The sequence below is a fragment of the Sphingobacterium multivorum genome (assembly GCF_900457465.1).
Classification (GTDB): domain Bacteria; phylum Bacteroidota; class Bacteroidia; order Sphingobacteriales; family Sphingobacteriaceae; genus Sphingobacterium; species Sphingobacterium multivorum.
In genome coordinates, this window is the sequence record NZ_UAUU01000008.1 from 277,480 (window position 1) to 294,536 (window position 17,057).

24 protein-coding genes are annotated in these 17,057 nt (G+C 38.2%); 17 read left to right on the plus strand and 7 right to left on the minus strand.

All coding sequences use genetic code 11. The features are described 5' to 3' along the window. The first annotated feature begins 81 nt into the window (after positions 1 to 81). The 6 genes from DTA23_RS09645 (at position 82) to DTA23_RS09660 (ending at position 4,097) form a co-directional block, all read left to right on the plus strand. Entirely contained in the window at positions 82 to 567 is a 486-nt protein-coding gene (locus DTA23_RS09645) for a hypothetical protein (protein ID WP_204990703.1), read from the plus strand. 177 nt (positions 568 to 744) lie between these two features. Beyond that, positions 745 to 2,322, plus strand: a complete 1,578-nt coding sequence (istA, locus tag DTA23_RS09650; protein ID WP_228429327.1) for an IS21 family transposase — start codon at positions 745 to 747, stop codon at positions 2,320 to 2,322. Positions 2,323 to 2,378: 56 nt separating this feature from the next. Continuing rightward, positions 2,379 to 3,095 carry an IS21-like element helper ATPase IstB gene (gene istB / locus DTA23_RS09655; RefSeq protein ID WP_076350964.1) on the plus strand — a complete coding sequence of 239 codons (717 nt, stop codon included), beginning with the start codon at positions 2,379 to 2,381 and terminating at the stop codon, positions 3,093 to 3,095. A 51-nt stretch (positions 3,096 to 3,146) separates the two neighbouring features. Further along, positions 3,147 to 3,344: a hypothetical protein gene (locus tag DTA23_RS26925; RefSeq protein ID WP_146753050.1), complete on the plus strand. Its 198-nt coding sequence runs from the start codon at positions 3,147 to 3,149 to the stop codon at positions 3,342 to 3,344. Between the two features lie 34 nt (positions 3,345 to 3,378). Continuing rightward, positions 3,379 to 3,540 (plus strand): hypothetical protein, encoded by a 162-nt coding sequence (locus DTA23_RS27085; RefSeq protein ID WP_172462367.1) that lies wholly within the window; start codon positions 3,379 to 3,381, stop codon positions 3,538 to 3,540. Positions 3,541 to 3,551: 11 nt separating this feature from the next. After that, entirely contained in the window at positions 3,552 to 4,097 is a 546-nt protein-coding gene (locus tag DTA23_RS09660; protein WP_172462368.1) for a DUF2625 family protein, read from the plus strand. 229 nt (positions 4,098 to 4,326) lie between these two features. Here DTA23_RS09660 and DTA23_RS09665 read toward each other — a convergent pair whose 3' ends face one another. From DTA23_RS09665 to DTA23_RS09670, 3 genes are all read right to left on the minus strand, one after another. Further along, entirely contained in the window at positions 4,327 to 5,061 is a 735-nt protein-coding gene (locus tag DTA23_RS09665; RefSeq protein ID WP_218565343.1) for a type I glyceraldehyde-3-phosphate dehydrogenase, read from the minus strand. Then, the gene (locus DTA23_RS27570) at positions 5,031 to 5,309 is read right to left on the minus strand and encodes a glyceraldehyde 3-phosphate dehydrogenase NAD-binding domain-containing protein (protein ID WP_218565344.1); all 279 of its coding nucleotides are present in this window, start codon (positions 5,307 to 5,309) and stop codon (positions 5,031 to 5,033) included. Before DTA23_RS27570 ends, DTA23_RS09665 begins: the two co-directional genes overlap by 31 nt. 246 nt (positions 5,310 to 5,555) lie before the next feature. Beyond that, positions 5,556 to 6,335 carry an AraC family transcriptional regulator gene (locus DTA23_RS09670; protein WP_112374816.1) on the minus strand — a complete coding sequence of 260 codons (780 nt, stop codon included), beginning with the start codon at positions 6,333 to 6,335 and terminating at the stop codon, positions 5,556 to 5,558. 91 nt (positions 6,336 to 6,426) lie between these two features. Between DTA23_RS09670 and DTA23_RS09675 the strand changes: the two genes are divergently transcribed. From DTA23_RS09675 to DTA23_RS09705, 9 genes are all read left to right on the plus strand, one after another. Then, complete coding sequence (locus tag DTA23_RS09675) at positions 6,427 to 6,678, plus strand: hypothetical protein (RefSeq protein ID WP_112374561.1); 252 nt, start codon at positions 6,427 to 6,429, stop codon at positions 6,676 to 6,678. Then, positions 6,665 to 7,999 (plus strand): TolC family protein, encoded by a 1,335-nt coding sequence (locus DTA23_RS09680; RefSeq protein WP_112374562.1) that lies wholly within the window; start codon positions 6,665 to 6,667, stop codon positions 7,997 to 7,999. The genes DTA23_RS09675 and DTA23_RS09680 overlap by 14 nt, the downstream gene beginning before the upstream one ends. A gap of 77 nt (positions 8,000 to 8,076) precedes the next feature. Continuing rightward, complete coding sequence (locus DTA23_RS09685) at positions 8,077 to 9,057, plus strand: HlyD family secretion protein (protein WP_256603271.1); 981 nt, start codon at positions 8,077 to 8,079, stop codon at positions 9,055 to 9,057. A 2-nt stretch (positions 9,058 to 9,059) separates the two neighbouring features. Then, positions 9,060 to 10,649, plus strand: coding sequence for an MFS transporter (locus DTA23_RS09690; protein ID WP_112374564.1), 1,590 nt, complete (start codon positions 9,060 to 9,062; stop codon positions 10,647 to 10,649). A 219-nt stretch (positions 10,650 to 10,868) separates the two neighbouring features. Beyond that, complete coding sequence (locus DTA23_RS09695; RefSeq protein WP_112374565.1) at positions 10,869 to 11,456, plus strand: Crp/Fnr family transcriptional regulator; 588 nt, start codon at positions 10,869 to 10,871, stop codon at positions 11,454 to 11,456. 54 nt (positions 11,457 to 11,510) lie between these two features. After that, a complete protein-coding gene (locus DTA23_RS27575; protein ID WP_204991211.1) occupies positions 11,511 to 11,774 on the plus strand; it encodes an MBL fold metallo-hydrolase in 264 nt (87 codons plus the stop codon). 6 nt (positions 11,775 to 11,780) lie between these two features. Continuing rightward, positions 11,781 to 11,912: a hypothetical protein gene (locus tag DTA23_RS28840; RefSeq protein ID WP_256603274.1), complete on the plus strand. Its 132-nt coding sequence runs from the start codon at positions 11,781 to 11,783 to the stop codon at positions 11,910 to 11,912. 26 nt (positions 11,913 to 11,938) lie between these two features. After that, on the plus strand, positions 11,939 to 12,088 hold the full coding sequence (locus DTA23_RS30310) for a hypothetical protein (RefSeq protein WP_370445089.1): 150 nt from the start codon (positions 11,939 to 11,941) through the stop codon (positions 12,086 to 12,088). A gap of 681 nt (positions 12,089 to 12,769) precedes the next feature. Next, positions 12,770 to 12,988, plus strand: coding sequence for a hypothetical protein (locus DTA23_RS09705; protein WP_112374566.1), 219 nt, complete (start codon positions 12,770 to 12,772; stop codon positions 12,986 to 12,988). 211 nt (positions 12,989 to 13,199) lie between these two features. On the opposite strand, the gene DTA23_RS09710 is transcribed toward DTA23_RS09705, so the two are convergent. The 4 genes from DTA23_RS09710 to DTA23_RS09720 form a co-directional block, all read right to left on the minus strand. Next, positions 13,200 to 14,003, minus strand: a complete 804-nt coding sequence (locus tag DTA23_RS09710; RefSeq protein ID WP_256603499.1) for an LppY/LpqO family protein — start codon at positions 14,001 to 14,003, stop codon at positions 13,200 to 13,202. A 300-nt stretch (positions 14,004 to 14,303) separates the two neighbouring features. After that, positions 14,304 to 14,828 carry a hypothetical protein gene (locus DTA23_RS09715; protein ID WP_070568796.1) on the minus strand — a complete coding sequence of 175 codons (525 nt, stop codon included), beginning with the start codon at positions 14,826 to 14,828 and terminating at the stop codon, positions 14,304 to 14,306. Positions 14,829 to 14,907: 79 nt separating this feature from the next. Then, the gene (locus DTA23_RS28845) at positions 14,908 to 15,036 is read right to left on the minus strand and encodes a helix-turn-helix domain-containing protein (RefSeq protein WP_239468888.1); all 129 of its coding nucleotides are present in this window, start codon (positions 15,034 to 15,036) and stop codon (positions 14,908 to 14,910) included. After that, positions 14,990 to 15,523 (minus strand): chromate resistance protein ChrB domain-containing protein, encoded by a 534-nt coding sequence (locus DTA23_RS09720; protein WP_239468887.1) that lies wholly within the window; start codon positions 15,521 to 15,523, stop codon positions 14,990 to 14,992. Before DTA23_RS09720 ends, DTA23_RS28845 begins: the two co-directional genes overlap by 47 nt. 685 nt (positions 15,524 to 16,208) lie before the next feature. On the opposite strand from DTA23_RS09720, the gene DTA23_RS09730 reads away from it, so the two are divergent. Both DTA23_RS09730 and DTA23_RS09735 read left to right on the plus strand, forming a co-directional pair. Further along, the gene (locus DTA23_RS09730; RefSeq protein ID WP_146753051.1) at positions 16,209 to 16,820 is read left to right on the plus strand and encodes a hypothetical protein; all 612 of its coding nucleotides are present in this window, start codon (positions 16,209 to 16,211) and stop codon (positions 16,818 to 16,820) included. Further along, positions 16,781 to 17,050, plus strand: a complete 270-nt coding sequence (locus tag DTA23_RS09735; protein WP_112374571.1) for a hypothetical protein — start codon at positions 16,781 to 16,783, stop codon at positions 17,048 to 17,050. The genes DTA23_RS09730 and DTA23_RS09735 overlap by 40 nt, the downstream gene beginning before the upstream one ends. The last annotated feature ends 7 nt before the right edge of the window (positions 17,051 to 17,057 follow it).

The window sequence follows — 17,057 nt, forward strand, 5'->3', positions numbered from 1 at the left end:
AGGAGATTTTACGGATTGATAGTTATTATCGTAAAATTGTTTGAGAAGCCAGGTATTAATTTATTAGTAGACAACAGAGAAATGAAGATTTTTTTTAAAATACTCTTAGTTATATGTGGTATAGGGTTCGTATTTTTTGTCGGTATGATCGTTATGATTAAGGCTGCTTTTGGCGGATTTGACAAAGATTATTCCGTAACGGAGCTTAAAGAAAACTTTGCGGGAAAAAGAGCTGAGATTTATGATGTGAAAAATTATATAAACAAAATAATTCCACCAAATAAATCTGTTGAAATAGAATTTAGCAAAAACAATACTTTAAGTATTTTCCATTTGATAGTGGGCGGCAGGTTTGACAGTAACTGGGATGTGAAAATTAATTCGAATAAAGCAGACTCTTTATTGCAAAAACTTGGTTGGACAAGAGGGACTCTAAAGACTCTCAAAGAGAAGTTAGATAAAGCAAATTGTATCGGTATTACAAGTGGAGAACCTTGTAATATAAGCTTTCAACGAAGCGGAATGGTGGATATACTGGAGCATATTGACCCCTCAAAATCGAATTAATTTTAGGGATGCATATTGCGTTTAATGCCCATATTCAACTGCCATACTGGCTCATGTTGACCCCCTAAATTCATTATTAGTTCATTGTGCTGGAGCATGCTGACCCCTTTGCGAGTAGTTTTTGTTACTTAGTGATCAAACAATTTTGGATCACTGATGGCTGGAAAACCAAAACAAATGAGTCAGATAAAGCAATTAATTAGATTGTATCAGAGCGGCAGTGGAATAAAAACGATTGCCCGCATTCTTGGAATGAGTAAGAATACAGTTCGGTCTTACCTGAAAAAGATGGCCGATGGCGGGTTCAATACCGAAGAACTGCTTAAGCAAGAGGACCCTTTATTAGAAAAATCTTTTCATTCAGGTAATCCTGCATATAAGGCAGATAAGTTTGAATACCTGAAGAGCCGTCTTGATTATTACGAAAAAGAACTTAAGCGTACCGGGGTCACCAAACAGTTGCTCTGGCAAGAGTATATTGAGAGCGACCCCACTGGTTATAGCTATCCACAGTTCACATATCACTTAAGGCAACAGCTTGTCTCCAGAAAAGGCAGCATGGTGATGGAACACATCGCTGGCGACAAACTGTATATTGACTTTTCTGGAAAGAAACTCCATTATATCGATCGGTCCACAGGTGAACTGATTGCCTGTGAAGTATTTGTTGCCTGTCTTCCTTTCTCAGATTACGCGTTTGCCATCGCCGTACGCTCTCAACAAACTCCCGACTTTCTTTACGCGCTGAGCTGTTGCCTGGAGGCTATGGGAGGTGTACCAAAAGCCATTGTTCCCGATAACCTAAAAGCGGCAGTGATCAAAGCAGATAAATATGAACCAGTCCTGAACCAATCCATGGAAGACTTTGCCAACCATTACGGCACAGTTGTAGTCCCGGCCCGTTCAGCTCGTCCTAAGGATAAGTCGCTGGTAGAAAACCAGGTAAAAATGATTTATAGCCGCGTATTTGCACCCCTTCGAAACCAGCAGTTCTTCGATATACATGCACTTAATCAAGCTATAAACACCTGTATGGTAAAGCATAACCAGACGCGCATGCAACAAAAACCATATTGCCGAGAAGAGCGTTTCTTAAGTGCAGAAAAGTCTACACTGGATGAGCTTCCAAGTGAGCGATTCGAGTTAAAGTACTACGCAGAACTCAAAGTAGGAAACAATGGCCATATCTACCTGCAGCGCAACAAACACTATTACAGTGTCCCATTTACCTACATCGGAATGAAAGTGAAGCTTATCTATACGCGTACTATGGTATCGATCTATTGTCAAGGAAAACAGATCGCTGTGCATATACGGAGTTATAGGGAAAATGCCTATACCACTGTTGCAGAACACTTAAAGTCCGAACATCAGGCCTACAAGAAACGAAGTCATGAGACCTATTTAGCCCGAGCTAGAGAGCACTCACCAGAGTTCCATGAGCTTATGCAAGTTCTTTTTAAGCGAGCCCGCTACCCTGAACAGTTATACCGTACCTGCGACGGTCTATTCAAGTTAAAGCGGGACTTTCCAGTAGAAGAGTTTGATAAAGCATGTAAGTATGTTCTAAAAAACAAGCTTTACACTTACTATTTCTTTAAGAACGTACTTGAAAACGGCATCGCTAACAGCGAAGAAGAACCGTTGGTAAAAGACGCATTGCCAGAACATGCCAATATACGAGGTAGAGCATATTATGCAAGTAGCCAGCCGACACACTTTGATCAACCAAAGGACGGATTGGGTGCGCAATGACCAAGAAATAGCAGAATGAACATAATGAACATAATACATGATATAAATACACTAAAATGAACATTGAAACACAAATGAGAGCGTTACGCCTACACGGTATGGAACGTAACTGGAAAGCTCTGAACGAAACACGCCGGAGCACTGAACTCACTCTTTCTGAAGGGTTAACCCTATTGTTGCAGGCAGAAGCAGATGAAAGGGACGAAAAGCGGTTTGACCGCCTTAAGCAGAATGCGGGGTTCCGCTATCAGGCTTCAATAGAAGAGATAAACATGGTAGCTACCAGAGGGTTGGATAAGGGAATGATCACTGCCCTAGCTACGGGCGAGTACATCAAAAAAGGAGATCCGATACTGATCAGTGGCGCTACAGGCTGCGGGAAGAGTTTTCTAGCCTCTGCCTTAGGTCATCAAGCTTGTGCACAAGGTTATAAGGTACTGTACTTTAATCTGCAAAAGCTACTTCTAAAGACGAAAATGGCTCGTTTGGAAGGTACGCTACATAAGTTAATGGATAAAATATCAAAAACAGACCTTCTTATTATTGACGATTTCGGCCTGGTAAACCTAGACCAGCATCAAAGATTGGACATGATGGAAATAATTGAAGATAGACATGCTAAGGCATCTACAGTGATTGCAAGCCAGCTACCGGTTGCAAGTTGGTATGATGTAATTGGAGAAGATACAATTGCGGATGCAATACTCGATAGGCTAATTCATGGCTCATATAGAATTGAGTTAAAAGGCGAAAGTCTAAGAAAAAAGAAGTAATATTGTCAGGTCATCAGTTGGACTGAAGAAATCCTAAACAGAGGGGTCAGTATGTCCAGCAGAGGGGTCAATATCACCATTATATCCAGAATGGAGAGGTATTCCTTCAATGTGTTTGATAAACCAATTGCCGATAGCTTAAAAACGGCTTATAATGATGGTTGCACTTACATTATGGTCAATGATAGGCTTGTGTTGGAATATGGTGGTGGCGCGATAGGAAGTCAATGCTTTTATAATTTAGAATAGGTAGAAAGCTTAGTAGCTAAAAAAGATACACCGTATGAAATTGACCATTAAAATCTTACTATTTGTCATGCTTTCTCATTTTGCTTTTGGGCAAGCTAAAATGAGGCAATTAAACGAACTGATTAATAAGGATGAAGACGCCATAAAGTTAATCATGGCTTGGAGAAGTGCTGCAAAAATAAGATTCAAATTTTAGCGAATGACTCATTGAGGTCCAATGAAGCATTATTTAATACCCAAATATCAACACGTTCACCAATGGGAGCAATAGTTTTTCATACGGGTGGTATTTTAATTGATAATGGATGGATCAGGATTTACGGCTCTGGAAGCGAGAAATTAAATCGAAATCTACCCGATTGGAATAAAGGGAAAACTTTTCAGAATTTTGGCGACAAACCCGGTTATTTAATTATTGCAGATGATGCTGTAGGTGGATTTTTCTTATTAAATGGAGGTGATTTGGGAAATGATTTAGGCAAAATATACTATCTGTCTCCGGATAATAATGAATATGAACAGCTCGATCTAACTTATACAGAATTTGTTAATTTCTGCTTTAGTGGGAATATTGATTTGTTTTATAGGGATTTACGTTGGAAAAAATGGGAAGATGACTTCAAGGAACTAAGTACCAATGAAGCTTTTATGTTTTATCCCTATTTATGGACTAAAGAAGGAAGGGACATCAACAAAGTGGAAAAAAATAAAGCAAGTATAGACGAAATCTATACACGGAGAATACAGAAATAAACGTTGTTTCAGGGTAATTTGTCTTATCCTTTATAGTCAGCGAATCACTCTTAGCATCCGCGATTAAAACCTGAAGATTTCGATGAACAACCGGGAACAAAGTAATTAAAGACAATGCGTGCTGCTTACTTTATTTGACTGGGCTGCAAGAAGTATAAAATTGTATTAAGAAGGGGCTATCTAACCTTTAGATAACCCCTCGCACGTTAAGTTTTTCGTTGCTATTGCGCTAAATCGATTGAATTTGTCTAATCATTTGGTTGGTAAATCCCCATTCGTTGTCGTACCAAGCCATCACTTTTACCAGATCGCCATCGACAACTCGAGTCATTTCTAGATCTACTGTCGCTGCAAATGGACTTTTGATAATATCGGTAGATACCAGGGGCTCATCAGTCACCGTTAGCACCTTTTTATAACGATCAGTTTTTGATTCTTCGATCAAGATTTGGTTGATCTCTTCGATTGTGGTGGGCCTTTCTGCAATAAACGTAATATCGGAAATGGATCCTACTGGAACAGGCACCCTCACAGCTATACCGTCAAACTTTCCGGCGTATTGCGGAAGTGCTTTTGTCGTCGCTATTGCAGCACCAGTGGCCGCGGGGGCAAGGTTAATGCCTGCAGCCCTTCCCATACGCGGTTCTTTTTTTGATGGAGCGTCGACCAATGCCTGTGAAGCTGTATAACCGTGTGTCGTATTTAGTATTGCTTTTTTTATTCCCAGTCTCCTGCCTAATATTTCGATTACTGGACTTATATTGTTTGTCGTACAGCTTGCGCACGAAAAGACAGAAACCCTTCCATCTTCGGTATTTACCCCATGGACCACTGTCGGTGTATCTTTAGTAGGACCCGAGATGACGACAAATTTTGCTCCAGAGGTTAAATGTTTTTCAGCGTCCGCTTTGTTCGTGAAAATACCCGTACTCTCTATAACGATATCCGCTTGATATCTTTCCAAGGTAACTTTTCAATCTCCCTGATACTTGTATATTTAACCATCTTTCCATCGACCACAATTGTATCTCCTTCGATACGCACATCTTTTTCATATTTCCCATAGTTACTATCGTATTTAAGCAGATATGCGGCGTTTTCAATACTCATCAGATCATTGATTCCAACGACCTCAAGATCGGCAGTTTCTGTTATTATTTTTAAGGCAGCGCGTCCGATGCGACCAAATCCATTAATTGCTATCTTTTTCATCCTATTCCTTTTAAATCTGTTTATATTATTTCTTTTGTTTTTATATATAGACTAAGTTCTTTTATTTTTCGAAAAAAAAGATTGACATGGATCAAGAATTTCGCTTAACTAAAGTTACTCCATTAGTTTTCAGGGATTAGGGGGCGAATGCAGTTGATATGGGCCTATCGGTATTGAACTATGACAGAGTTCTGACCATAATGCGCAGATCAAAGCGAGTACAGGCGGACTGTAAAGTTTTATTCCTTACTTCATTTTAAACTCCGTAGGTCTCATGTTGGTAAGCAGATAAAAGTTATTGCTAAAAGCCGCTATATTTGAATAACCAATTTCGTAGGCAATCTCAGTCATATTCAAATCTGTATCGTTGATTAATTCCATTGCCTTAATAATCCGTAGCATTTTTAAATACTGAACAAATGTAATGTGCAGTTTATGCTGGAATAGTCTGGTGAGACTACGAACACTCATTCCCGATTGCTGCGCAATCATTGCTAAGCTTAGATTTTCATTTAACCTATTTCTAAAACTGTCGATTATGGTATTGAGCCTTTGATCGTCTGTTGTTGGAAGTTGAATGGAGAATTTTTTGAGATTTTCTTTTGATAGTAGGCCTTTTAGCGTAATTAAAAATTCAAATTCCCACGAACCTTTGTAATAATTACCTTGCCACTTCTCACTAAAAGAAAGCATCTCTGCCAGCAGCTTACTCACCGGATAAATCCCCAACTCCTCATAAAAATTACCAACACTTTCCTCCGGAAAATAAATATTGATAATAGACAGGTCCTTGGTGTTGAACATCAGGTTGTGCCGATAATTTTTTGGTATCCAGATATAATGATTTGAGGGAATATAGAAATCCTTTTCGTCAGTCTGCAGGTAAGCAATCCCGCCATAAACCAATAACAACTGAGCCTTCTTATGCTGGTGGGCAGGCAAACGTTGTTCCGTCTGCTGTCGCATCACCAGGATTGAATCAGGATTTTGATCAACAATATGTATGATTTGGCTCAGAATTTCCATATGGCCAAATTTAACAAATATTAGGCTAATTATATAAAATGATACTTCGCCATGCTTGATACTTTTGCTATGTAATAATAGTAAAGTCATTATGAAACATAAAATCATAACATCGCGCAAAGATTTTCAACTTGAAACACAGGACCAAAAGTCTGCTAATAAATTACATCATTCAGATGAAGGAATTGACAGTGCACATATTTTCTGGTTTGCTTATGGGTATAACTATGCTTTTATGCCAATGGTAGATTTAACTTTTGCTTTTGATGAATTGAAAAAGATTGTAAAACTATGGCTAGTAAAAAGAAAGAAATATATAAACAAAACCGATGAAACAATATAAAATAGTCCCGATTTTGAGCTTATTGTTAACCCTATTTGTACAATCAGTCTATGCTCAAAATATAGCTAATGAGCTGGTATTAAGCTTGGAAGAAATTTGGAAAGTAGCCGAAACAAATAACCGTCAACTGAAACTATCCGATCTACATCTTCAGCAGAGCAATTTGGAAATATTGGAAGCGAAAGATCGTTTGTTGCCTGAGCTTTTTGTTGGTGGAGATGCAAAACTCAATTCCAAATTCCTGATCTATGACAATGGATTATTTTCTTCTCCGCAGGATGTGCCTGTAAAAGGTTATGGTTACAGCGTGGGTTACAACCTGAACGTCAATCTTTACAATGGTGGTAAGGACAAAAGAAACATCGCCATGAAAAAGGAAGAGGCGATACGTACACAATATGAAGTCGATCTGCAAAAACACAGTGTAAAATACAATGTTGCAGCGGCTTACTTTGATCTGTATAAGTTTCTGCATTTCCAGGATTTTCTTGCTGCAGAAATTGAAGCCGAAAAAAAACAATTGACACTGGTAGCAAGCTTGCATAAAAATGGCACCGTGCTAAAGAGCGATGTATTAAGAACCTCCGTGAAATTAGCGCAACTGGAACTCAGCCTTTCTGATATCGCGAAGAAGATTGAAATCGCTAAACAACGGCTCAATATCCTGATGGGGAAAGAAAATGATGCTGAGCTTGCAATAAAATACCAAGATACAATCGAGTTAAAGGCTATCACTCAAGGTGGTTATGAGGATTATCTAGACATCGCATTTAACAAATCGCCGGAATACAAGATAGCCTATAGCGCTGTCAAAATGAGCGAAATGAACGTCAAGCAGGCAAAAGCGACGCTGTTACCCAAAATCTCCTTGTATTCAACTTACAATTACACCTATCCGCAGATTTCATTTTATCCATATTCGAATGATTTATGGGGATTTGGTCAGACGGGGATCAAAGTCCAGTTTCCTATTGATAATCTATACAAAAGTAAGCATTCCATCGCTCATGCTCAAGTGATCAGTAATGAGGCAAGAGAAAAAGCAAACATTAAAAAAGAGGAGATCTATCTTGAGGTAAAAGAGGCTTATTTACAACAAAAACAGGCTTTGGAAAGCATGGAAACAGCGGAGCAAAATATCGTTAAAACCGCCGAAACTGCTCGTGTTATCAGAAGTAGCTACTTAAACCAGGAATCCCTTCTGACCGATCTTCTGGAAGCCGAAAATGCTTTGTTAGAAGCTAAATTTAATCTGACAGCAGCACAAACAAACGTCAAACTTACGCATATCAGGCTATTGGCAATTATCGGAATACTTTAATACAAATATCATGAACAAAAAATAAAACAGATAAAATTGTTGTAGACCTAACCAAATGGCTCGGTATCACATCATTCGTGGGAATTATTATTTGGGCAGCTGTTTATTTCTTCGAAGGATATCGCTATGAACAGACCAACGACGCTCAGATTGATGCCTATCTTTCCCCGATAAACGCAAAAGTAGGGGGCTATATCCGTAAAATATATTATAAGGACAATCAGCAGGTGAAAAAAGGCGATACCCTTGTAGTGATCGAACAGGACGAGTACGGGTTAAAGAGAGATGCTGCGTCAGCAGAACTCATGAGCGCGCAGGCCAAATTACCGATCTTGGCGGCAAGCGAGGAAACGCAGGTTAAAAGCATTGCCGTCATTAAGGCCCAATTGGAAGGTGCTAAAGCACGATTGAACCAGCAGCAAAAAGAATTTGACCGCTATAAAAATCTACTCGCGGACGAATCGACCACACAACAAAAATTCGACAACATCAGTGCTACTTTATTCATCACCCAATCAGATTATGACCAGACAAAAGCTTCTTTGCAGGTCGCTGAATCCAAATTAAATGATTTCAGGGTACAGCACAATGCTATAAAGGCAGAAATAAAGATCAAAGAAGCACTTCTCAAAAGACAAGAGTTGGATATTCGATATGCCGTTATCACAGCACCTTTTGATGGACAAATCGGGAAAAAGACCATTCAGGCGGGACAACTGATACAGCCCGGACAGACATTGGCATTCTTAGTGAACAGAGCCGAGGAAAAGTGGGTAATGGCAAATTTTAAGGAAACACAGATTGGGAAATTCAAAATCGGTCAAGCGGTATCTATTGAAGTCGATGCTTTTCCGAATGAAAAATTCAAAGGTACTATCGAGTCCCTTTCGCCAACCACAGGATCCCGGTATTCGCTGCTTCCGCCAGATAATGCTACCGGTAATTTTGTTAAAATCATCCAACGTATTCCTGTTCGGATTAAACTGATCGATATACCCGAAAAATTAACTAAGCTATCTGCCGGAATGAACGCAAATGTTTACATTTTAAAAAATTAACGATGCAAGTACACAAAATACCAATTTTTAAATCCTGGGTATCCGAATGGATGGCAAGGTCTGTCATATTTGCTATTCTCATGACGAGTCTGTTTAGTTTTGCCTTTTACGGAAGTCCAGGTGCCGCGATGGGCTTTTACGGAATACAAGCTACCGATATACAATATGGTATGGTCGTTATCTATGGTTCAACCGTAGCTTTCCTGGCGCTGGATTTTAGAATTGTAAAGTATTTCGCACCAAGGGAATATCTACTGCTGGCACTTGGGGTAAATGTGCTATGTGCTGTGGTTTGTTTTTATTTCAGAGATTGGATATTATTTGTTTTCTGTCAGTTTTTGCAGGGCATTACCTGTGCATTAATGTCGGGCATTGTGTTACAGCTTATTTTTCCAAGGTTACAGTCTGTACGTGCCCGTGTGATTGCTTATAGCCTCCTTTATGGCAGTATACAAATAGCGGTGCCATTTTATTCCATCTATATCAGTGTCATCCTTTATTTCTTTGACTTCAACTGGATATTCTACGGATTTGTTATTGTAGTCATTATGCTGACAAGTGTTGTTTTACTTACCATGAACGGTAAGGCCAGGTTTACCAGAAAAATACCACTGTATCAGGTGGATTGGATCGGCTATTTATTTTATGTGTCTTTTATCTTGATCGTAGGATACATCCTTGTGTACGGACGTCAACTGGGATGGTTTGATAGTTCATTAATCAGCACACTTTGTTTAGTTAATGTAATTATTCTTTCTCTTTTTATTAGCAGAGAACTAAAACTTAAGCGACCACTAATCAATTTACAGATTTTTAGGGCAAAGAATTTCGTTATTGGACTTTTGCTTCTTTTTACCTTTTATATTTTTAAAGGAAGTACTGGGCTAGCCTATGGTTATCTTGAAGTAATTTTAGGAAACCATCCATTGAGTACCATTCCGGTATGGATTGCTGTGATTGCTGGAACTATACTGAGTATGTTTATCACTTCTCGATTTGTCTTGATGGGGTACAACCTGATCAGGATGATTATTGTTGGTTTTGGGTTGATGGCGGTATATTATACCTATATGATACTATTTGTTTCTGTACAGGGTGAAACAACCGACTTCCTTCTGCCTATGTTTGTGTATGGCGCGGCAACAGGGGTGTTGTTTGTTCCGATTGTTTCATTTACCGCCGCGTCAGCACCTTCCAAAATTGCCATCAATGCCTCTCTGATTGGTATATTTTCAAGGTTCATAGGATTTACAGCTAGTCTGGCACTTAACAACGAACTTCAATTTTTTGCAAAATCATCCGTAAGGGAAAAACTTCGGGAATCACTCACGGAGACGAACCTTCAATTGCCTGTTACCTTATTGGATATTCAGGCACAATACTCAAATGCAGGCAGCGATATATATACGTCCAAAATAGTATCCTCGGGCTACTTGAATCAGATGTTAGGTAAGCAGATATTGGCTCGTGCTATTAGGGATTATTATGATTTAATGTTAACAGGTTTAATTTTTGTCATTCTTATTTTAGTACTCTTACCTCAAATTCAACATGTTGTTTTGAAACTAAGAAAGGGAAATGTTCCTTATTAAGATATTGATATTTCAGAAATTATCATCGCGAAATATTCTCCAACCATGCCAAAAGAATCCGGGCGTTTAAATACGCATACTATGACACAGGTAGGTGGAGAAATCCGAACAAAGAGAGCAACTTTTTTCAATAGTCGATTATTGTTAATTTTGCATGCAGGATTTGGTATGGGACCCCGAGCTTTTTAAGAACAGCAATAGAAGACACAATATGATAATATGACGGATGCACTAATAAAATATCTATTCTCGATAGGAACACTGTCAGCTGACGAAGTGAATTTTTCTGTTCAGTTCTTCAAACCACACGATTTGAAAAAGGGTGATTTTTTTATTCGTGCGGACGAACCCTGTCGTCATATTGGATTTATATCCAGTGGTGCGGTAAAAGCATATGCCGTCGACAAGGAGGGGAGAGAAAATATAACCTGTTTCAAATTTGAAAACGAGTTTGTAACTTCATTCCCAGAGTTTGTCGCTCAGGAAAAATCCAGAAGGAGTATCAGGGCTGTAGAAGATAGTATAATTCATCGGATAAACTATGCTGACTATCAATATCTGCTTGGTCGAGTGACTTCTTGGAACAAGGTTATACAAGCTGTGATGGAACGGGAATATATCCAAAAGGAACAATACCTCCTGAATTACAATAATAAGTCAGCGCTCGATAAATATCATCATTTCCTTTCGAATGAACCAAAGCTCGTTCAGCGCATAGCGACACAAGACCTCGCCTCATATCTGGGCATCACGCAGCGATCTCTTACAAGAGCGAAGGGACAAATACATCGCGCCAAAGTATTATAGGACAAATGTCCTTATTTATTTCTATAGAGTGCCATAGTTTTGCAAAAAAAAGCTATGTTACATCAAATTGCCCAAGAAGTTTTTCATGTACCATTGATGCCACGAAATAGTATCAACTGCTATATAGTAGAGGGTGTGTTGGTTGATTGTGGGATACGCAGTTCATATAATACGGTGAAGGGAGTCCTTCAGAAAATACCCGTCCATCAACATGTGCTTACGCATGCCCATGCAGACCATCAGGGCTGTAGTGATCAACTATGTGATGAATTTGGAATACCTTTACTTTGCCATGAAAATGAAATTTTTAGGACTTAAACAGGTATGGTAACTAATGACTATCCAAATCCCAAACATTGGTTAGCAAAACTTCAACAAAAATACTGGGCGGGGCAGGGCCACAAAGTCGATGGTACACTCGTTGAAAATGATAGCATTGGAAACTTCGGGTCATAGAAACTCCAGGCCATTCAGCCGGTCATATTTCTTTATTCCGTGAGCGGGATGGTGTATTGATAATCGGGGATGCTGCTACAAATATGAACCTGCTCACTACAGTGCCTGGCCTAGGGCTCCTCCAAAAATATTCACGTCGGATCAACAGCAAAACATCAGATCGCTCCAAAAGTTAGCAGGATTAAATCCTTCTATGATATGCTTTGGTCATGGCCCGGTCATGCGAAATACGGACCGAAAGTTTGAGCAATTTGCGGCCAAATGTGTATCGTGGTTTAATTCGTAAACTTCCAGTACAGACTCGTCAAGTAGGGAATTACAAATGAATAGACAGTATAAAACTCTTTTTTGAAATACAGTTTTTGCGATGATTATCTAAAGATTAACATCCTGAAAATGGATATCTTCGTAGATTCAATATCGATTGGCCTTGAAGCCATATCAAGATATCGTATCCACTGTCATAACTGTCCCAAAGAAAGACTGGAAACATCTTGTTGCCTTAGAAGTTTTAAGTAACTTAATATTATTCCGCTGTGCTCGGCTTCGTGAAAGTTAGCGGCTTGAAGCGCTTGGATATGATTATTGATGGAGAAGCCAATTGGTAAGCTGAACGATTGGTATTCAACAAATATACTTGATGCCAGGTCTTTATTAAAAGGAAGAAAGAGAAAGAATAGCCAATATTTTCAATGAATTAACTGTAGGCATTATATAATCTAAATACGTTCTTTGGAATAAGTATAACCTAATCAATAAATCTGGCAAAGAGATGAAAAGAAGATCGGCATTAGTTACATTATTAGTCGTCGGAATTGCAGTAATTTTTTCCTGCAGTAAAGATGAAAAGTTGCCAAATGGCATCAATTATTGGTAAATGGGAGATAAAAGCTTCCATAAATGGATTTACCGGGCAGCGGGAAAATTTTGATAAAGGAAATGGTAAAATTGTACAATTTGGCGTGAAAGATTATTATTTCATGACGGGTAACAACACGACAAAAAAGGGGCTGTATTCCATTGAAAGAAAGCTAAGTAAAATAACAGGGAAGGGAAGAATCGTATATCATATATGATGATGTCAAAGATGGCGTTCCACAGATTTATTCCGTTAGTTCAGAAGAATTGATCCTATCAATCGATGCAATGGATGGACCTACCGCTATTTACAGAAAGATAGATTAACGAACATCCTATAGTCAAATTTAACGTTGCCGTATATAATGAGCGCATATTACACCACGTCTTATCAAAAGTACAATGGAGCGTATAGATCAATTAATTCGATTAATGATTATGCCCATGCGATTTTTTGCCGAGTACAAGAAGTGCATCTCTGAAAGCTAGTGCCAGCTCCCTAGAAGGACCGACTCCAAAGTAATGAAGAAAGATCATGTGTGGATCATCTCCAAGCATATGGTTGTGGATTGCTACAATTTCGATATGGTGTTTCCTTAAAGTACTGATAACTTGATTGACCTCATGGTCTAACATTGCGATGTCACCAGCAATATAGGCTTCGTTTTCGGATCCGGTAAATGACGCCCAACTGTTTAAACCGATCGATGATGTCATTTCGGCTCCCATTGCCATAATTTTTAAATCGGATCGTCCTACGGTATATTTGATTGTTGAGCCGTTTATCGCGGCCTCATGACCGATAATGTTATTTAATTCGGTAACATTAAATATCTTATCCCCTGGATCTTGTTTTTGATTCAGTGGTGCTGGTTGATTTCCAACAGCTATTTTAGTGTTTGAGATAGCTGTTGCGTATTTCTGAGCCAATTCGACTGGTTCCCCCATACCGTAGATGTGCATATAAAAAGATTCGGGGTTCTTCATAAAAGAAATGATTATGGATTGCCCCAACTTCCAGACCTGATTCAAGGCAGCAGTAATAAGGGGATTTACTTCTTCCTGAAGTAGAACACAATCACTCATAAGCACAGCACTCTTTCCATCCATGGTCCTCTTTATCGCAGCCCATCCTCCAAAGCCAAAAGATATAGAAACATCCTTACCTTTGACGGTCACAGCTAGATTATTACGGGGAAAACTGGTATTATGTGTAACTTCTTTTTGCGTTATATTTTCCTTTCTTTCCTAAAGCTTTTTCAATTCCTTGGATTTCAGCCTCGGTGAGATCAGGCCGTATTCGACGTGGTCGTAGAAAACGCACGAACTGTTTTAAGACCAACTAGTCCGCTGCCTGTTAGGAGCAATCCCATTTTCAATAGCGTTCTGCGTGACGTTAAGTTTCTAAAATTTTTCATCCTGATCTATTATATTTTGAAAATATTACTACGTATAAACAATAAACTATCCCTTGCAACAAATGAACACCACTATTGTTGTTCATTTGGGAATTTTAATCGATCACGATTCGATTTAGAATATATATCCGAATTGAAAAGCAGCAGCAATAGAAATTTTTTGTTCATTGCCAAATCGGACTGGGAAGGGAGTTGCTAGAAAAAGTTTTCCAGCCTGACCATGTGTTATGACCTTGCTTAATACCGGTGTAAGCCCATATCGTCCGGAAGTTTCAAATGCAGCCCTAGCGATAAATGTGAATTCCTTTCCGATGGGAAATAATACGCCCGGATGGAACAAGAAATTGCTCATTTTGCTGTTCCCGGATGCTATTTTAATGTAGGGAACCATTTCCAGTGAAAATCCCAAGTGTCCTTCTCTAAGTATATTGATACCTGTCGGCATACCTACCTGATAGCTATCTTTAAAATTTGGCGTTATCGTACCAGATGATAGGGAAACAATGGGGTTTACTATACCAACATAAGCAACTAGTTTGCTCGGTTGTTGGGCTCTTAAATGTAATGATGATAAGAGTATAATAATGATCGCTGCACAAAAAGTTTTATGGTAAGAGGAGTGGTATCGGTTTAGTTTCATAATATCTGCTTTATAAAAGCAAGTATAACTAATACGTAACATCTCAAAATAGAATAAATTTTACTATTTTGTATATTCCTTACTTTTTAAAAGATTTCCTCCTATATTCTGAAGGATTACTTCCTGTAAATTTTTTAAAAATGCGCGTGAAATGACTTTGATCAGAAAAACCTGTCAGATAGGCAATTTTTTTCTTTTTGCTTATCATTTAAATGTTCGTGATAGATTTTAAGGAGCAAAACCTCAGTTGGCCCTTCATTGCTATGTTTCAGTCGGTAGAGGTGTTGAGCCCAGCTATAAAGGCCGTCATAAATGACCATTCCGATCTCCAAAAGCTGATTGTCGTCCTTGATATTGTAAGCTAGACCTGAAAAAATCGCCTCGAGACCTGCAGATTGTGGCATTAAATCATGTCTATCCGTGTCCGCACCACGAACAATTGCAGCAATTCGTTTTAATGCCGGATCGTTTAATTCATGTTTTTTAAGGAAATAGTCAAATGTACACTCGTCTGCATAATGACTGTATTCTACACCAGGAATATCAAACGGAATGGCGTTCGTTTGTTTAGCAATTTCAAAGACCGTATCTAGGGGGGCATATATTATTTTTGCGTCCGGATTTATAAAACGCTTTATCAGCCATGGACAAGCAATCCTATCGATCTTTGGTCTTTCACGTGTAATCCAATCCATATCTTTTTTTCCGTCAAAATATTATGATTAAGATCAATAATTATTGTGTAAAAACAAAGGGAAGTATTTAATTTATTATAATAGCAATACGTTGTCTTCTTATCCAGTTTTAAAAAAATACTTTCTTTATTAGTGTATTTTATTATATTAGAGTGAAAAGCTTTGAAACATTAAGAGGGAAGTAATTCTTCATCCAACACATAGCTAATAGATATTTAAACCAAAATCTTATCATTATGATCCATACCAAGCTTAGTATACACTGTAAGATTTTGGTATTCTTTTTTTTTCTTTCGAGCTGCACAACAGTAAATATACCAATAGCTAACTTAAATAAGGTTTCTCCAGGGGCAATGAATCAATTGACAAATGATTCTTTAGGACTAAAGATTGACTTCTATGGGAACGCAAACTTTGGATCTAAGTATCTAGATTTAAAAGATGTCAGGTCTATTTTCGAAAAAGAAAGATAAAATTTCCATCAAAAAATATTGTTTTTTGGGGTACATATGATGTGACAAGAAATCCAATGTATTTTGTCGGCAGTTTGGAAACTTCTTTAGATGTCTCTAAGTTCACTGCAGATACGTCTATGTATAAATGTGTTTATTATCGTAGTATCCAGAAAAATAGAGATAATGTAATAAGTCGTGTCGCGATCCCATACCACAGAGACTCATTTCTTTTGATCAGTGAAGTTAGGACGGAAATCACCGATATGCAAGAAAGTGTTAAAGATGTTTTAAATAGCATAAAAACGTCCTACAATTCCTTGGCTTACGGAGAGAAATTTGTCGAGCAGAAGCCCGTTCAAGAACCAGATTATTATAATATAGCTGAATCAATTTTTAAAGATAATGGATATGCGAATTATTTGTCTACAAGAGATACGCTGGAAAAACTTGTTCTGCAAAATGAAGATAGCCAATTTGCCAACGAGCTATTAAAATCATATCGTTCGTTTCTTGGTGAAAGTGTTCAATATGATAACGAAACTAAACAAGAACAACAGTCAGTCGAAAAAACAGCTATTACCATTGACCAACTGGTAGAGAAAATTAAGGAACATCGAGTGGTTATGTTTAATGAGAATCATTTACAACCACGTTGTCGTTTGTTAATCAATCTTTTACTGCCAAAACTTTACAAAGAAGGCTTTAATGTCCTTGCTTTAGAAGGTCTATCCGAGGATGATGACCGAATAATAAGCTGGGATTTCCAAACGTTGAGAGCGGATTTTACACCAGGGATCCTAATATGGCGAATCTCATCAGAACAGCAAGAATTTACGGCTTAAAAGTAATAGGCTATGAAGATTTTGAAAACACAATCAATAGAGATCTACAGCAAGCTAAAAATCTGATTAGAAAAAGTGAAATCGTTACAAAAAATCAAGTTAAACTTATCGTATTAGCTGGCGGAGGACATATTGAAGAAGGAGATATCGGAGAAATCAAAAGTATGGCTCAATATTTTAAGAAACTAAGCAAAATTGACCCTTACACAATTAATCAAGTTAAGTTTTGATCACTTG

Bases quoted from the DNA above. Each gene is read 5' to 3' on its own strand.
- DTA23_RS09715 (WP_070568796.1), bottom strand. From the start codon at position 14,828: ATGAAACTAAACCGATACCACTCCTCTTACCATAAAACTTTTTGTGCA.
- istA (WP_228429327.1), top strand. From the start codon at position 745: ATGAGTCAGATAAAGCAATTAATTAGATTGTATCAGAGCGGCAGTGGA.
- DTA23_RS28840 (WP_256603274.1), top strand. From the start codon at position 11,781: ATGGTAACTAATGACTATCCAAATCCCAAACATTGGTTAGCAAAACTT.
- DTA23_RS09720 (WP_239468887.1), bottom strand. From the start codon at position 15,523: ATGGATTGGATTACACGTGAAAGACCAAAGATCGATAGGATTGCTTGT.
- DTA23_RS09670 (WP_112374816.1), bottom strand. From the start codon at position 6,335: ATGGAAATTCTGAGCCAAATCATACATATTGTTGATCAAAATCCTGAT.
- DTA23_RS09735 (WP_112374571.1), top strand. From the start codon at position 16,781: ATGGCGAATCTCATCAGAACAGCAAGAATTTACGGCTTAAAAGTAATA.
- DTA23_RS27575 (WP_204991211.1), top strand. From the start codon at position 11,511: ATGTTACATCAAATTGCCCAAGAAGTTTTTCATGTACCATTGATGCCA.
- DTA23_RS26925 (WP_146753050.1), top strand. From the start codon at position 3,147: ATGTCCAGCAGAGGGGTCAATATCACCATTATATCCAGAATGGAGAGG.
- DTA23_RS09645 (WP_204990703.1), top strand. From the start codon at position 82: ATGAAGATTTTTTTTAAAATACTCTTAGTTATATGTGGTATAGGGTTC.
- DTA23_RS09690 (WP_112374564.1), top strand. From the start codon at position 9,060: ATGCAAGTACACAAAATACCAATTTTTAAATCCTGGGTATCCGAATGG.
- istB (WP_076350964.1), top strand. From the start codon at position 2,379: ATGAACATTGAAACACAAATGAGAGCGTTACGCCTACACGGTATGGAA.
- DTA23_RS09695 (WP_112374565.1), top strand. From the start codon at position 10,869: ATGACGGATGCACTAATAAAATATCTATTCTCGATAGGAACACTGTCA.
- DTA23_RS28845 (WP_239468888.1), bottom strand. From the start codon at position 15,036: ATGATAAGCAAAAAGAAAAAAATTGCCTATCTGACAGGTTTTTCTGAT.
- DTA23_RS27085 (WP_172462367.1), top strand. From the start codon at position 3,379: ATGAAATTGACCATTAAAATCTTACTATTTGTCATGCTTTCTCATTTT.
- DTA23_RS09675 (WP_112374561.1), top strand. From the start codon at position 6,427: ATGAAACATAAAATCATAACATCGCGCAAAGATTTTCAACTTGAAACA.
- DTA23_RS09705 (WP_112374566.1), top strand. From the start codon at position 12,770: ATGGCATCAATTATTGGTAAATGGGAGATAAAAGCTTCCATAAATGGA.
- DTA23_RS27570 (WP_218565344.1), bottom strand. From the start codon at position 5,309: ATGAAAAAGATAGCAATTAATGGATTTGGTCGCATCGGACGCGCTGCC.
- DTA23_RS09680 (WP_112374562.1), top strand. From the start codon at position 6,665: ATGAAACAATATAAAATAGTCCCGATTTTGAGCTTATTGTTAACCCTA.